This is a genomic window from Streptomyces sp. Tu 2975 (assembly GCF_009832925.1).
Classification (GTDB): Bacteria; Actinomycetota; Actinomycetes; order Streptomycetales; family Streptomycetaceae; genus Streptomyces.
The window spans coordinates 1417434-1432656 of sequence record NZ_CP047140.1 but is presented as its reverse complement, the minus strand read 5'-3'; the positions used below and the strand labels follow the sequence as shown (position 1 = coordinate 1432656).

The window sequence follows — 15223 nt, the reverse complement described above, 5'->3', positions numbered from 1 at the left end:
CGTCGCAGAGAACTGGCCGGATCATGGGCGCACCTTGACGTGCTGCTGGCCTGGCTCTGACGACCGCGTCCCTACGGTCGTTGCCACAGTCCGCAGGCGCCGCCCCCCGGGGCGAGCGCCGCTGCGAACGCCCCAGGAGGCAACCATGCAGGCTCTTCTCGACCATGCGCGTTCCTTCCACCGGAATCCGGGCAGGGACGCCGACACCCTTCGCGCCCTCGCGGCCGGCCAGTCGCCCGACGCGATGGTCATCAGCTGCTCGGACTCCCGCGTCGTCCCCGCGCTCATCACCGGCGCCGGACCCGGCGAGATGTTCGAACTGCGCAACGCCGGCAACATCGTGCCCCCGCCCGGCTCGGGCGCCCCCTCCGGCGAGGCCGCCACCATCGAGTACGCGCTCGAGGTGCTCGGCGTGCGGGACGTGGTGGTGTGCGGCCACTCCCACTGCGGGGCGATGGACGCCCTGGCCTCGGGCAGCGACCTGTCCGGGCTCCCGGGCGTCGAGGCGTGGCTCTCACTGGTGCGGCCCGCGCTCACCCCGTACCTCACCCCGTACCTCGGCACGCGCCCCGGCAAGGACGCGCGGCTCGAGCGGATCGTGCAGCGCAACATCGTGCACCAGCTCGCGGTGCTCGGCTCCTACCCGATGGCCCGCCGGCTCATGAACGCGGGCGAACTCCGCCTGCACGGCTGGTACTACCGCGTCGAGACCGGAGCGCTGCTGGAGCTCGGGGACGACGGGACGTTCGAGGCCCGCTGACGTTCGCCGCTCGGCCCCGTCGCACCGAACGGCTCCCCCCAAAGGACTTCCTTCATGACTTCCCCCACCCGAAAACGTGCCCGTCACGCACGCCCCCCGAACAGGACCTTCGCCACCCGCCCCGCTGAAGGGCACCGCCCGGCCGGCCGCCCCGCGGACCGACGCCCCACCCTCGCCGATGAACTGCGCGGGGCCTCGCTCGTCACCGAGATCGTGGCGTCGTTCGTCGTCTTCCTCGTCGCCCTGCCCCTGTGCATCGGAGTGGCTGTCGCCTCCGGCGCGCCTGCCGAACTCGGCATCATCTCCGGTGTGGTCGGCGGGCTGCTCGTCGGCCTGATGCGCGGCAGCACCCTCCAGGTGAGCGGACCCGCGGCAGGACTCGCCGCGCTGGTCGCGGAGGCCATCGCCGCGCACGGAGCGGCGACCCTCGGCGTCATCGTGCTGGCGACGGGAGTCCTCCAGATCGCCCTCGCGCTCATCAAGCTCGGCCGGATGTTCCAGGCGATCTCCGTCGCCGTCGTCCAAGGCATGCTCGCGGGCATCGGCCTGCCCCTCATGATCAGTCAGTCCTATGTGCTGGCCGACAGCAAGGCCCCGGGCACCCCCGTGGAGAACGCGCTCGGCCTGCCCGGCCTGGTCACCACGGCCCTGAGCACCACCGACGCGCTGATCGCCACGGTGCTCGGACTCGCGACCGTGGCGCTGTGCTTCCTCTGGAAGAAGGTGCCCGGCCCCGTGGCGAAGGTGCCGGCCCCGCTGGTCGCGGTCGCCGTGGGGATGGCGGTGGCCGCGCTGCCGGGAGTGCGGATCGACACCCTCCGAGTGGGCGATCTGACGGCCTCCGTGCACCTTCCAGGCGCCGCCGAGTTCGCCTCGCTGGCCGACCCGGCCGTGCTGGCCACCGTGCTCACGTTCACGGTGATCGCCTCGGCGGAGAGCCTGTTCACCGCCGCCGCCGTGGACCGTATGCACACCGGCCCCCGCACCCGCTACAACAGCGAACTGCTCTCCCAGGGCGTCGGCAACACGGTGTGCGGCTCCCTGGGCGCGCTGCCCATGACGGCCGTGGTCGCGCGCAGTTCGGCCAACGTCCAGGCGGGGGCGAAAACACGGCTCTCCCGCACGCTGCACGGTCTGTGGCTGCTGGGCTTCGCCCTGCTGCTTCCCGGCCTCCTCGCCCTGATCCCCATCACGGTGCTGGCCGGGGTGCTGGTGCACAGCGGCTGGAAGCTCCTCGCGCCGGAACAGTTCCCGCGGCTGTGGAAGCAGGACAAGGGAGAGGCGGTCGTCATGGTGGTCACCACCTTCGCCATCTTCGGTACGGCCCTGCTGGAAGGCGTTCTCATCGGTCTGGCCTCGGGTGTCGTGCTCGCCGTGCTCCGCATGTCCCGGACCACCGTGCGGCACAGCACCGACGGGGACACGGCGAAACTCACGATGACCGGCAGCGCCACCTTCATCAGGCTTCCGCAACTGCTCGACGCGCTCGACGCCGTCGCCGCGGCCGGCAGCCCCAGGATCCGTCTCGACCTCACGGCCATGACCCACCTCGACCACGCCTGCCGCACGCAGATCGACGAGTTCGTCGCCCAGCAGCGCAGGAGCGGAACGGTCCGGGTGGAACTGCTGCTCCCGGGCGGCCCGAGCGGTGCTCCCACGGTGCAGCCCGGTGGGCCGCCGCCCGGCAACGGCGTGCCCGGGGCGGCGGGGGAGGAGCTGCCTGACCTCCCGTACCGCACGGCGCGGTCCGCTCCGGGCCGGATGGCCACGCCGGGCAGTCCCGACTTCGAACCCTTCGCAACCGGACGGGAGTTCACCGGTACGGCCACGACGGAGGAGTTCGACGTCGGTGAGTGGGAGCAGGCGTACGTGGGTGGGACCGCCCGCCGTGAGGCCGGCCCGCTCCAAGATTCGCACGACCATGAGCCGACGTGGTCGAACCCCGCCGGCGACGGCCGTCACGACGCACGGGCTCCCGGGCCGCACGACGTCTTCGACGGCCTCGGCTGACCCGTTCGACCGTCGGGGACGAACCGTCGGCAGGTCACCGCACGCATCGCGCCCGCAGGAGGGTGCCGTGGGTGTGGTGGGTGCCGGCGGGGACCGGCCCGGGGTGTGGGCGGGTGTCCTTGGTGAGCGTGGTTGCACCCAGCAAGGGAGCCCCGGCCCGGGCGGCCTCCTTCAACCGTGACCCTGCGGCGCACGCGGCGAAGGCTCAAGCCCCGGAGGCCGCCGAGGGGGCCGCCAGCCACCGTGCGTAGCGCACTTCCGGGACGGCGACGCCGTCGACCTCGAAGGGCTCCTCCCTGCCGTCCGGCAGGAAGCCGGCCCGCTCGTAGAAGCGGCGGGCGCGGGCGTTCTCCTTGAGGACCCACAGCTGCATCAGCGTGAAGCCGCTCGCCCTTGCGCGCCCGGTGAGTTCGGCCGTCAACGCGTGGCCGACGCCGGAGGATATCCGCTCGGGCAGGACGTAGAGGGCGTACAGCTCGCAGGCCCCTGGCGGGGCGTCCTCGTCCCTGGCCGGTCCGAAGCAGCCCCAGCCGATCACGTCCCCGTCCCGCTCCGCGACCACGTCGGTGACCTCGGTGCCGTCGGCCAGGTACCGGCGGCGGCGTACCGCGTCCTCCTCGACGCTCATGGCGTCCAGATACGACTGAGGCATCAGCCCGGCGTACGCGTAGCGCCACCCGCCCACCCGGATCGCTGCGACCGCCTCGCAGTCGTCGACGGTCATGTCCCGCACCTTCACCGTCATCGGTACGCGCCCTCCCTCGCCGTTCTGCACCGCAGACTGCCCGCCGGCTCTCGCCGTCGCCACCAATAATCCGTCACCCCACCGGTGACGGCGGGTCAGAGCAGTGTCAGCTGGGTCGGTTCGTCCCCGGCGGGCAGGGTCTCCGGCTCGCCGCGTACCGGAAGACGTCGGTGTCCTCCGGGCCGGGAGGACGGGCCGATGCCGAACTCCGCGGCCAGTTCGTGCACATGCCGGGTGATCCGGCGCTGGTACCACCGCGGCGCGTAGGCGCCCTCGGCGTAGAGACGTTCGTAGCGCGCCACCAGGTGCGGATGGTGTTCGCGCAGCCAGGCCATGTACCACTCGCGGGCGCCCGGCCGCAGATGCAGCACGAGGGGGGTGACGGAGGTGGCCCCCGCGTCGGCGATCGCGCGGACCGTCGCCCGCAGCTGGTCCGGACGGTCGCCGAGGAACGGGATGACCGGCGCCATCAGGACACCGCAGCCGATGCCGTGGTCGGTGAGGGTGCGTACGGCGTCGAGCCGGCGCTCGGGGGAGGGGGTGCCGGGTTCGACGGTGCGCCACAGGTCCCGGTCGGTGAAGCCGACGGAGACGGAGACGCCGACCTCGGTGACGTCCGCCGCCTGCCGCAGCAGGTCCAGGTCGCGCAGGATCAGGGTGCCCTTGGTGAGGATGGAGAACGGGTTCGCGTGGTCGCGCAGCGCGGAGATGATGCCGGGCATCAGCCGGTAGCGGCCCTCGGCGCGCTGGTAGCAGTCGACGTTGGTGCCCATGGCGATGTGCGCCCCCTGCCACTGCCGGGACGCGAGCTGGCGGCGCAGCAGCTCGGGGGCGTTGACCTTGACGACGATCTGGGAGTCGAAGCCGATGCCGGTGTCGAGGTCCAGATAGCTGTGGGTCTTGCGGGCGAAGCAGTACACGCAGGCGTGCGAGCAGCCGCGGTACGGGTTCACCGTCCATTCGAACGGCATCCGGGACGCTCCGGGGACCCGGTTCAGGATCGAACGGGCGCGCACCTCGTGGAAGGTGATGCCCCTGAATTCGGGGGTGTCGAAGGTCCGGGTGGTGACGGCCGACGTCCCGAACAGGGCGGCGTCCCCTGGTGTGGCGGGGCTTTCGGCCAGATTGTCCCAGCGCATGGGTGCCTCCTCGTTCGCACTGACCCCAGAATAGAACACCTGTTCCCATGATCGCCGCAAGCGCGATTTGGGGGCCCGGGCCCGAGGTGGTTGGCTAGCCGCGTCCCGCTGGAGCTAGTGCTGGAGGAGCAACGAAATGGCGCAGGTCGAAGCCACCACGGAACGGATCGTCGCGGCGGACGCGGAGACGGTGTTCGATGCCGTGGCCGACTACGAGAACACCCGCGCGAAGCTCCTGCCCGAGCACTTCAGCGAGTACGAGGTCCGTGAGGGCGGCGACGGCGAGGGCACCCTCGTCCACTGGAAGCTCCAGGCGACCAGCAAGCGCGTCCGGGACTGTCTGCTCGAGGTCACGGAGCCGAAGGACGGGGAACTGGTCGAGAAGGACCGCAACTCCTCCATGGTCACCACCTGGACGGTCACCCCGGCCGGTGAGGGGAGGTCCCGGGTCGTCGTGCGGACCGTGTGGGACGGCGCGGGCGGCATCGGAGGCTTCTTCGAGAGGACCTTCGCCCCCAAGGGGCTCGGCCGGATCTACGACGCCGTGCTCGCCAATCTCGCCGCGAACGTGGAGAAGTAACCTCACCGGTTCGAGTGGTCTTCCCTGTGGCCCGGTGGTGCGCCCGGCGCGCGCCGGGTCGGAGGAAAGCCGCTGGTGGGCACCCCAAATGCGCCGTGTACGGGGCGTGTTGAGGGGGCTCTCGAACGCCTGGCCGGGGCCGTGACCGACTTGCTCCCCCTTCGCGCGCAATGCGAAGAATGACGCCGCGCAGTGCGACGAGGGGAGCAGGACGTGGGCGGCATCACTCTGGTGAAGGACGAGCAGGCCGCGCCGGCCGCCGCCGGACCCGCGGACCCGCCGCCGCACGCCGAGAGTGCGCCCGCGCCGCTCGGTCCCCGCCGCGTACGGCTCGTCTTCATGGGCCTGATGCTCGCGCTGCTGCTTGCCGCGCTCGAGCAGATGATCGTCGCCACCGCGCTCCCGAAGATCGTCGGTGAGCTGCACGGGCTGGACCGGATGTCGTGGGCGATCACCGCGTATCTGCTCACGGCCACCATCGGACTGCCTGTCTACGGCAAGCTCGGCGACCTCTACGGCCGCAAGGGCGTCTTCCAGTTCGCCATCGTCGTCTTCGTCGTCGGCTCCGCCCTGGCAGGCTGGTCACGCACCATGAACGAGCTGATCGCCTTCCGGGCGGTCCAGGGGCTCGGCGCCGGGGGGCTCATGATCGGTGTGCAGGCGATCATCGCGGACATCGTGCCGCCCCGTGAACGCGGGCGCTTCATGGGGCTGATCGGCGCCGCCTTCGGGCTCGCCTCCGTCGCCGGTCCGCTGCTCGGCGGGTTCTTCACCGATCACGCCTCCTGGCGCTGGTGCTTCTACTTCAACGTCCCCTTCGGACTGATCACCCTCGTCGTCGTCAGCGTCGTCCTGAAGCTCCCCAAGCCCCAGGGCCGGGCACGCCTCGACGTCCTCGGCGCGCTGTTCCTCGCCGCCGCCTCCACCTGCCTGGTGCTGCTCACCAGTTGGGGCGGCACCGAGTACGCGTGGGGGTCCCGCGTGATCCTCGGACTCGGGACCGGCGCCGCGGCAAGCACCGTGCTCTTCCTCGTCGTCGAGCGCTACGCACCCGAACCGGTCATCCCGCTGCGGCTGTTCAAGGACTCCGTCTTCACCATCACCTCGCTCGTCGGCGCGGTCGTCGGCATCGCCCTCTTCGGCGCCGCCAGCTACCTGCCGACGTTCCTCCAGATGGTCGACGGGGCCAGCGCCACCGAGTCGGGCCTGTTGATGCTGCCGATGATGGGCGGGATCGTCGTCGCCTCGATCGTCTCCGGCCAGCTCATCAGCCGCACCGGCCGCTACAAGGCCTACCCGGTGCTCGGCAGCGCGATCTCGGTCGTCGGCATGTGGCTGCTGTCCCGGCTGGAGGTGGACACCTCCCGGCTCGAGTACAGCGTCGGGCAGGCGGTCCTCGGTGTCGGCATCGGCCTGGTGATGCCGGTCCTGATCCTCGCCGTGCAGAATGCCGTGCCGCCCGCCGACCTCGGCACCGCGACCAGCGCCAACAACTACTTCCGGCAGATCGGCGGCAGCGTCGGCGCCGCCGTCTTCGGCACCCTCTTCGCCGACCGGCTCACCGACGCGCTCGCCGACCGCGTCCCGGCCGGCGCGGGCCTGCCCGATCCGGCCGCCATCACTCCGCAGCTGGTGCACGCCATGCCACCCGCACTGCGCGACGCGTACGTCCAGGCCTACGCCGACGCGATGCCGCGGATCTTCCTCTACCTCGTGCCGGTGCTCGTCCTCGGCCTGCTCATCGCCTTCTTCCTCAAGGAGAGACCGTTGGTGTCCCACAACGCCCCCGCCGACGCCGCCGTGCCGCACGCCCGCACCGCCCCCGCCTCCGCGCCCGCCGCCGGGCAGCCGGCCGCCCCGCACCAGGCCGGTGTGCCCGTCTGCGGCACCGTCCAGCACCACGACGGCACCAGCGTCCCGCGCGCCGCACTGACCCTGATCGACGTGCAGGGCACGCAGATCGGCCGTGGCGCGAGCGGCGAGGACGGCCGGTACGCACTGAGCGCCCCAGGCCCGGGGGCGTACGTGATGATCGCGGCGGCGGGCGGCCACCAGCCGCAGGCCGTCACGGTCACCGTCGGCGAGCGGCCCGTCGACCTCGACGTGGTCCTCGGCGGCGCCGGCCGCCTCGCCGGGACGGTCGTCACCGCCGACGGCAGCCCCGTACGCGACGCTGCCGTCACCCTCACCGACGTGCGCGGCGATGTCGTGGCCACCACCCGCAGCGGGCGCGAGGGCAGCTATGTGATCAGCGAACTGGTGGCGGGGGAGTACACCCTGGCGGCCAGCGCCCCCGCCTTCCGGCCCGCCGCTCACCCCGTCAGCGTGCAGGCGTCCCGGGAGACCCGCCAGGACATCGAGCTGGCCGGCGGGGCCGTGCTGCGCGGCACCGTGCGGGCGGGCGACGGCCGGCCGGTCGACGACGCCCGCGTGACCCTTCTGGACGCGGCCGGCAACGTGGTCGACACGCTCACCACCGGGCCCGACGGCACATTCCGCTTCGTCGACCTGTCGTCGGGCGAGTACACGGTGATCGCGTCGGGCTACCCGCCGGTCGCGACCGTGCTCCAGGTCGCCGGCGGCGGACGCACCGAACGCGATCTGCAACTCGGTCACGCCGACTGACGCCAGGACCGCGGCGCCCCTTCCCCCGGCCGGGTGAGGGGGCGCACGCGTCGCGGCGCGCCGGCGCCTTGGGGGCCATTGCCCGCTCGACCGTCCGTCGGCTTCGCGCGGGGCGCACGACCTATTCCGCCAACGCCCGGCGGCAGGCGCGGAGGTACCCCTACCGTGGTGAACGAGGCCGTTGTCTCCCGGCGGCGGGGAAGGAGCAATCCACCCATGGACAGTGGCGTTCCGCGGGTGCCCCGGCAGCGGTACCCGGTCGCCGGACGGATTCCGCTTGCCGTGATCGTCGTGGACGGGGACGGCCTGGTGTCGCACTGGTCCACCGGTGCGCGCCGCCTCTTCGGCCCCGCCAGGGCGGAGGCCGTCGGGCGTCCGGCGGTCGAACTGCTGCCGCTCTCCGGCGCCTTGGCCGGTCAGGACTGCGACCACGAGGCGGACCACGGCGGCGGCATCGGCCCCTGCGAGGGATGCCGCGCGTACAGCGCACTCGGACAGGGCCTGGACGCGTGTCCGGACGGGCTCACCGCCTACCCGGCGGCCGGCCGTGCCCGCGTCTCCGAGCCGGGCCAGGACCGGGTCGACGTGCTCTGGTGGGCCTATCCGATGGTGGGCCCCGGCGAGGAGCGCCTGCTCGTCCTCGCGGCGGACGCGGGACGGCTCGGCACCGACGAGGGGAGCGTCGAACGGATCGCGCCGGGCTTCGCCCTGCACACCGAATTCCCCGGCGCCGAGGAACTGGCGCGCCGGCTCCCCGAGATCCTGCCCAGCATGAGTGTGCGGGAGTCCACGCGGATCGTCTCCCGGATCCTCGACCTCGGCTATCCCGTCCTCGAGTTCAGCCACCATGACCGGGTGCCCGTCACTCCCGACTGGGGCGTGCCCCGCCGCGCCGCGCGCAGGGCACGGCAGCAGACGGCCGAGCAGGCCCGCGCGGCCGGGCATCCCGTGCAGGAGGCGGACCTCGAGCAGGACCTCGAATACGCCGCGGTCCGTGAGCGGCTGGAGTTCCTGAACGAGGTCAGCGGGCGGATCGGCTCCTCGCTGGACCTCGGTCGGACGGTCCGGGAGATCAGCTCCGCGATCGTGCCCCGGTTCAGCGACGTGGCCTGCACCTATCTGCGGGAGGAGGTCGTCGCCGGCGAGGGCTTCTGCGACGGGGACCCCGACGCGACGACCATGTGGCACCGGGTGGCGTTCGAGCACGTCGACGAGCCCGGCCGCTGGGACGACATCGTCCCCGTCGGCGAGTCGATGCCGTTCCCCGCCCACACCCCGTTCTTCCAGTGCATGGTCACCGGCGAGCCGGTCCTGGTGCCGCGTATCACGGCGGAGATGGGCACCGCCATGGCCGAGCAGTTCGACAAGCGGGACATGCGCCCGCTGATCAACGGCCGGTCCATGCTGGTCGCACCGCTCAAGGCCCGCAACGTGGTCCTCGGCTGCATGATCCTCCTGCGTCACCCCGAACGGCCCCTGTTCAACGACATGGACCGGTTCACCGGCGCCGAACTGGCCGCCCGTGCGGGGCTGGTGCTCGACAACGCCCGCATGTACACCTACCAGGAGAACGTCGCGGAGACGCTCCAGGACTCGATGCTGCCGCAGGTCGCCCCGCGCACGGCGGGCTGCGACACGGCGACCCGGTATCTGCCGGGCACGATGCTGGGCCGCGTCGGCGGCGACTGGTTCGACTCCGTCAAACTGCCGGGCTCGCGCACCGCGCTCGTCGTCGGCGACGTCATGGGACACGGGCTCAACTCCGCCGCCATGATGGGGCAGTTGCGTACCGCGGTGCAGACGATGGCGGCGCTCGACCTGCCGCCCGCCCAGCTCCTGCGCAATCTCGACGACCTCGCCCAGCGCCTCGGCGAGCACTACCTGGCCACCTGCGTCTACGCGGTGTACGACCCGGTCCGCGGCGAGCTGGAGCTGGCCAACGCCGGCCATGTGCCCCCGGTGCTCGTCCGTGCCGCCGACGGCCGCAGCGAACTGCTGGAACTGCCGTCGGGGGCGCCCATCGGGGTCGGCGGGGTCCCCTTCCGCAGTGTCCGCGTCGCGGTGTCGCCCGGCGACCGGCTCGTGATGTGCACCGACGGACTGGTGGAGATGCGCGGCGAGGACATCGGCGTGGGTCTCGCGACGCTCTGCGAGTCCGCCGCGCATCCCGCGGCGTCGATGGACGAGGCCTGCGACACCATCATCCGCGCGCTGAACACGCGAGGCGGGCGCAAGGACGACGTCGCCCTGCTGATGGCGCGGCTGAACGGCATCGCCCCCGGCTCCGTCGCCACCTGGGAGCTCTCGCTCGAGCCGCGGGAGGCGGCGAGGGCGCGGCGACTGGTGCGCGGACAGCTGAACGCCTGGGGACTCGGGAAACTCACCGGCACGGCGGAGCTCCTGGTCGGCGAGGTCGTCGCCAACGCGGTGCGGCACGCCTCCGGCCACCGCGCCGAACTGCGACTCGTACAGGCCGATGCGCTGCTGTGCGAGGTGGCGGACGAGGACCACACCCTGCCGACCCTGCTGGACGCGCGCCCTGAAGAGGAGGGCGGTCGCGGTCTGCGGGTGCTGAGCGCCCTGGCGCGGGAGTGGGGCACCAGCCGCACGGCGGGCGGCAAGACGGTCTGGTTCGAGCTGCCCCTCGGGTAAGGCGGTTCGTGGCCTCTTCTAGGGTTGCTGCACATGAGGCCTGGACAGCAGCACCCGGAAGGCGGGCAGCGCCCGCGCCACCCGCAGCCCGGTCCCTACGGGCCGCCGGGCGGCCCCCAGCAGCCGTGGGACATGCCCACGCAGCCCGCCGGCCCCGCCGCTTCCGTCCGTGAGCGCCGCGGCCCTGCCACGGTCGTCGCCGTGGTCGCGGCCGCGGTCGTCGTCGTGGCCGCCGCGGTCACCGGATATCTGGTCCTCGGCGGCGACGGTGACGACCGCGCCCGCCCGCCCGTCACTGCCTCCTCCGCACCTGCGGCGGACGACGCCCGTACGGACGCCGGCGAGCAGCCGACCGTGCCCGGCTGGCGGACCGTGACGAACCCGAGGACCGGCATCGTCTTCGACGTGCCGCCCGAGTGGGGCCTCAAGCCGGCGTCATGGGCGAGCTACGTCGCCGACGACGGCGACCCGGAGGAGACCCCCCTCGTCGGCTTCTCCGCCCCGGCGCTGCTCAAGGAGAAGTGGTGCGTCTCCGACGCGGACCTGGACGGCTCGTCGGACGAGACCTGGCTCGCCGCCGCCGGTTCCCGTGGCGAACGCGGGGCGAGGACGCCGCAGGAGGCCGCCCGCGACAATGCCTCCCTGTGGGTGTACGGCGGCTACACCCAGCCGGACAAGGCCAAGGTGACCAAGGGCCCGGCGGAGCCGTACACCACCGCCGCCGGCATCACGGGCAGTGTGGCGACCGCCTCCTCGACCGGCGTCGAACCGGATGGCAAGTGCGACACCGACGGCAAGGCGACCGCCTTCGCCTTCAAGAACCCGAAGGGCGACATCGTCTCCTGGACGTTCGTCGGAGCGAAGGGGGTAGGGGACGAGGTGCCGGACGGAGTCGTCCGCAAGGTCCTGAGCACCGTCCGCCTTGCCGGCGGCTGACCGGCGCGCCCGGCGGCCAACAGGGCTTCCCTGCAACGGAGTTGTTCACCGGATGTTGGCCGGGTCGTCAGGTGGGAGCCTTCCGGGAAGGTAAGGCTGTTCCCGAGGTGACGCGGGGGACGAAGGGGGAGCGCCCGTGGCTGTCGGAGAGAGACGGGTCACAGCGGAACCGCGGCTGGGCATCCGGCGTGAGTCGCGCTCTTCATGGTCGAGGCGCGGCTTCCTGCTCGTCGTTCTGCCCCTCCTGGCGGCCGTGCTGACAGGCGTCGGCGTGCTGGCCGTGTCCGGGAACATCCTGCTCCCCTTCCAGGGCGTGATCACGCTGGAAGGGAAGATGGCGTCCAAGCGGGACTTCTTCGAGGACGAGGAGGTCCAGCGGATCCTGATGAAGCATCACATACGGGTGCACATCACCAGTTCGGGGTCGCGTGAGGTGGCCATCAGGGACATCTCGTCCTACGACTTCGTCTTCCCGTCCGGCCAGCCCGCCGGAGACATCGTCACCGCGGAGCGCGCGGCCCTGAACCGCTACGCCAAGGTGCACCGGCCGTTCGTCAGCCCGATCGTGCTCGCCACCTACCGCGAGTACGCACAGGCGCTGGTCGACGCCGGCACGGCCACCGCACAGCGCGGCTCCGGTGACGGCGGGCAGCCGTACTACTACGTGCTGGACATGCCCAAGTTCCTTCAGCACATCCACGAAAAGCGCCGCTGGAACGACATCGGCATCCAGCGCCAGGGCATCACCAACGCCAACCGGATCGTCGCGCAGAGCCCCGACGTCTGCGGCTCCAACTCCGCGGGCACCTATCTGGCGCTGGTGGCGTTCACCTGGCGAGGCAACGGCGACGAGGTGCCCGACACCGACCAGGAGGCCGACGAGCGGGGCCGGGCGATCAGGCACCTGATGGAGCAGGGTCTGCCGAGCGCCGACGTGTTCCGCACCTACATCTCCCCGAGGGCAAGAACATCGCCCCGGTGGTCGTGGCGTACGAGCACCAGTACCTCGCCTACCAGGTGCACTACCAGGCCCGGTCCAAGAAGCCCGACCCGCAGCGGGTGCTGCTGTACCCCTCCGGGCAGTTCGTCACCCAGCCGCAGTTCATCGCGCTCAACAAGGACGGCGACCGGCTGGGCGAACTGATCACGCACGACCCGGAGTTGCGTCAGCGTGCCATGGAGCTGGGCTTCCGGATCCTCGATCCGACGGGCCAGGTGGCGGGCGACCAGCTCACCCGGTTCCTCGACGAGCGTGACGTGCCCGTCCCCGCGATCGACGGTGACGACACCAGGTCGGCGATGCCCCGGCTGCGGTACCTGGAGAGGATGATCTCCGTCGTGGGTGACTGCCCCACCGCAGAAGCCGTGTCGGGGCAGCCCTGATGAGGCGGCACACCCGTCTCCGCGGACTGATCGCCCTCTGCCTGGCGTGCCTGTTGCTCTTCCCCGCCGCGGGCTGCGCCACGGACAGTCCCGACCGGATCACCCTGAAGGTGCTCGCCAGCTCGGAACTCGCCGACATGGCTCCGCTTTTGGCCGACCTGCGCCGCGAGACCGGCATCACGCTGGAGATGGACCACCGGGGCACCGTGGACGCCAGCAACGAGCTCGCCGCTCCGGGCGGACAGCGGCGGCACGACCTCGCCTGGCTGTCCTCCGACCGCTACTACCTCCTCAGGGCCAAGGCGAACGGGCTGAGCGGCGAGAAGCCGCTCGCCACCAGCATCATGCGCTCGCCCGTGGTCATCGGCATGAAGCGTGCGACGGCGGAGCGGCTGCGCGGTTCCGCCGCCGACGGGCAGATCACCTGGGCCGACGCGGCCGACGCCGCCGCGGACGGGTCGCTGCGCTTCGGCATGGCCGACCCCCGGCACACCAACAGCGGACTCGCCGCACTCGTGGGAGTCGCCACCGCATCCGCCGGCACCGGGGCGGCCCTGCGCCCGAAGGACGTCTCCTGCGAACGGCTGCGCGGCTTCTTCGCCGGACACGAACTCACCGGCGACTCCTCGGCCGGTCTCGCCGACCGTTTCGTGGCGCGGCAGGACGGGCTGAACGCCCTGATCACCTACGAGTCGGAACTCCTCGCCCTCAACAGCAGCGGACGGCTGCGCGAGCCCCTGGAGATCGTCTATCCCCGGGACGGCATGGTCCTGTCCGACTATCCGGTACTGCTGCTCGACCCGGCCCGGCGCGACGCCTACGACCGGCTCGTCGAATGGCTGCGCAGTGAACCGGTCCAGAAACGGATCATGGAAAGGACCCTGCGCCGACCGATCGACCCGGGCGTCGCCCGCATCGACCGGCTGCGGGAGCCGGTGGGCAACGCGCTCTACTTCCCCGACGACCAGAAAGTCGTCGACCGCCTCCTCGCCGACTACGGCGACCCGCACCGGGACCGCGCCGCCCGGGTGATCTTCCTGCTCGACTTCTCGACCTCGATGCGCGGCGAACGGATCGAGCGGCTGCGGGCCACGTTCGACGGTCTCGCCGGCGCGGACGACTCCCACTCGGGCAAGTTCGTCCGGTTCTACCGGGGCGAGTCCATCACCGTGATGCGGTTCGGCGGCCGCGTCCTGGACGAACGGACCGTCGTCTACGACGGGCAGCGGGACCTGGACCGGCTGCGCGGGTTGGTGGCCGCGGACGACTTCGCCGACAGCACCGCCGTCTGGTCCTCGCTCGACCACGCCTACGGCACGGTCTCGGACCTGCTGCGCGAACGCCCCGGCCAGGACGTGTCCGTGGTCCTGATGACCGACGGTGAGAGCAACGCCGGGATCGACCTCGACACGTTCGTCCGCCGGCACGCACGACTGCCGAAGGACGTACGAGCCGTGCGCACCTACACCATCCGCTACGGCGAGGCCGACACCGGCGAACTCGACCGAGGGGCAAGGGCGACGGGCGGCCGCATGGTCGACGCCGCCGACCGGTCCCTCCTCAGTGCGTTCAAGGAGATCCGTGGGTGTGTTCACTGAGATGTGGTGGAGCGTCCGGTGGCCCTGGATGCTGCTGTGGCTGCTGACGGCGGCGGGCGCCGGAGCCCTGATCGTGCTGACCGTCGCGCGGCTGATGCGCCGCAGAAGAAGCCGCGCGCGGAACATCACGTACAGCATCTGCTTCTACCTGCACGACCGCTCCGTCATGGACCACTACCAGATGCGGGGCTACGCGGCGGCGCTGCGCAAGGAGGTGGAGCAGCGGACGAGCGACAGCAAGGACGGCACGATCCGGGCCAGTGTCTTCGGGATCGGCGCCGGGGCGGGACGGCGGGACAACAGCGAGATCGTCAGCAAGTACATGGAGGTCGCGGAACCGATCTCCGTGATCGGCGTCATCATGGACGTCCTCGAGCAGAAGGACGTCATCGTGCACGTCGACCTCGTCAACGGGACGGTCCGGCGCAACGCGGCACTCACCCGCGCCCTGACCGACCACGCGCGGGCCGGCGACCCTCCGCAGAGCTCGGTACGACTGCGTGACGTGGAGGACTTCGTCCTCATCCGCGGCCGGTTCCGCAGGAGCAGCAGGGCGGACGGATCCACGGTGCTCCTGGCGCCCTACGGCGACCCCGACGATCTCTCCCAGGGGCCGCGCGTACGGGTCACCTGCGCCACCGAAGGGCTGCGCACCGAAGTTCCGAGCGGCACCTTCTCCGCCCGCTGCCTCGGCAAGGTCCAGGACTGGAACTCCGAGGAAGCGGTGCTGGAAGTGCAGGCCATGGCCATCTTCCGATAGGGTCCGCGCGCGACAGGGCCGTCCGGAGGAACCTT

General features: G+C 71.7%; 12 protein-coding genes. 10 read left to right on the top strand and 2 right to left on the bottom strand.

What is annotated here, in order from left to right; genetic code table 11:
• Positions 1-145: 145 nt before the first annotated feature.
• Positions 146-760, top strand: a complete 615-nt coding sequence (locus GLX30_RS06230) for a carbonic anhydrase (protein ID WP_159684547.1) — start codon at positions 146-148, stop codon at positions 758-760.
• A 54-nt stretch (positions 761-814) separates the two neighbouring features.
• Entirely contained in the window at positions 815-2770 is a 1956-nt protein-coding gene (locus tag GLX30_RS06225; protein WP_159684544.1) for a SulP family inorganic anion transporter, read from the top strand.
• Positions 2771-2975: 205 nt separating this feature from the next.
• Here GLX30_RS06225 and GLX30_RS06220 read toward each other — a convergent pair whose 3' ends face one another.
• Together GLX30_RS06220 and GLX30_RS06215 are read right to left on the bottom strand one after the other, a co-directional pair.
• Positions 2976-3515: a GNAT family N-acetyltransferase gene (locus tag GLX30_RS06220; protein ID WP_167306796.1), complete on the bottom strand. Its 540-nt coding sequence runs from the start codon at positions 3513-3515 to the stop codon at positions 2976-2978.
• Positions 3516-3610: 95 nt separating this feature from the next.
• The gene (locus GLX30_RS06215; RefSeq protein WP_159684538.1) at positions 3611-4654 is read right to left on the bottom strand and encodes an Rv2578c family radical SAM protein; all 1044 of its coding nucleotides are present in this window, start codon (positions 4652-4654) and stop codon (positions 3611-3613) included.
• Positions 4655-4790: 136 nt separating this feature from the next.
• On the opposite strand from GLX30_RS06215, the gene GLX30_RS06210 reads away from it, so the two are divergent.
• The 8 genes from GLX30_RS06210 (at position 4791) to GLX30_RS06180 (ending at position 15188) form a co-directional block, all read left to right on the top strand.
• A complete protein-coding gene (locus GLX30_RS06210; RefSeq protein WP_159684535.1) occupies positions 4791-5234 on the top strand; it encodes an SRPBCC family protein in 444 nt (147 codons plus the stop codon).
• A 213-nt stretch (positions 5235-5447) separates the two neighbouring features.
• Positions 5448-7859 (top strand): MFS transporter, encoded by a 2412-nt coding sequence (locus GLX30_RS06205; RefSeq protein WP_159684532.1) that lies wholly within the window; start codon positions 5448-5450, stop codon positions 7857-7859.
• Between the two features lie 216 nt (positions 7860-8075).
• Positions 8076-10511 carry a SpoIIE family protein phosphatase gene (locus tag GLX30_RS06200; protein ID WP_167306795.1) on the top strand — a complete coding sequence of 812 codons (2436 nt, stop codon included), beginning with the start codon at positions 8076-8078 and terminating at the stop codon, positions 10509-10511.
• Positions 10512-10544: 33 nt separating this feature from the next.
• A complete protein-coding gene (locus tag GLX30_RS06195) occupies positions 10545-11447 on the top strand; it encodes a hypothetical protein (protein WP_167306794.1) in 903 nt (300 codons plus the stop codon).
• Positions 11448-11583: 136 nt separating this feature from the next.
• Positions 11584-12591 (top strand): hypothetical protein, encoded by a 1008-nt coding sequence (locus GLX30_RS06190; RefSeq protein ID WP_244258029.1) that lies wholly within the window; start codon positions 11584-11586, stop codon positions 12589-12591.
• On the top strand, positions 12507-12830 hold the full coding sequence (locus GLX30_RS35045; protein WP_244258028.1) for a hypothetical protein: 324 nt from the start codon (positions 12507-12509) through the stop codon (positions 12828-12830). Before GLX30_RS06190 ends, GLX30_RS35045 begins: the two co-directional genes overlap by 85 nt.
• On the top strand, positions 12830-14428 hold the full coding sequence (locus tag GLX30_RS06185) for a substrate-binding domain-containing protein (protein ID WP_159684523.1): 1599 nt from the start codon (positions 12830-12832) through the stop codon (positions 14426-14428). Before GLX30_RS35045 ends, GLX30_RS06185 begins: the two co-directional genes overlap by 1 nt.
• Positions 14412-15188, top strand: a complete 777-nt coding sequence (locus GLX30_RS06180; protein WP_244258027.1) for a hypothetical protein — start codon at positions 14412-14414, stop codon at positions 15186-15188. Before GLX30_RS06185 ends, GLX30_RS06180 begins: the two co-directional genes overlap by 17 nt.
• The last annotated feature ends 35 nt before the right edge of the window (positions 15189-15223 follow it).

What these genes read in the sequence shown, in the direction of transcription:
- GLX30_RS06230 (WP_159684547.1), top strand. Translation starts at nt 146, where the DNA reads ATGCAGGCTCTTCTCGACCATGCGCGTTCCTTCCACCGGAATCCGGGC.
- GLX30_RS06195 (WP_167306794.1), top strand. Translation starts at nt 10,545, where the DNA reads ATGAGGCCTGGACAGCAGCACCCGGAAGGCGGGCAGCGCCCGCGCCAC.
- GLX30_RS06210 (WP_159684535.1), top strand. Translation starts at nt 4,791, where the DNA reads ATGGCGCAGGTCGAAGCCACCACGGAACGGATCGTCGCGGCGGACGCG.
- GLX30_RS06200 (WP_167306795.1), top strand. Translation starts at nt 8,076, where the DNA reads ATGGACAGTGGCGTTCCGCGGGTGCCCCGGCAGCGGTACCCGGTCGCC.
- GLX30_RS06220 (WP_167306796.1), bottom strand. Translation starts at nt 3,515, where the DNA reads ATGACGGTGAAGGTGCGGGACATGACCGTCGACGACTGCGAGGCGGTC.
- GLX30_RS06215 (WP_159684538.1), bottom strand. Translation starts at nt 4,654, where the DNA reads ATGCGCTGGGACAATCTGGCCGAAAGCCCCGCCACACCAGGGGACGCC.
- GLX30_RS06185 (WP_159684523.1), top strand. Translation starts at nt 12,830, where the DNA reads ATGAGGCGGCACACCCGTCTCCGCGGACTGATCGCCCTCTGCCTGGCG.
- GLX30_RS06225 (WP_159684544.1), top strand. Translation starts at nt 815, where the DNA reads ATGACTTCCCCCACCCGAAAACGTGCCCGTCACGCACGCCCCCCGAAC.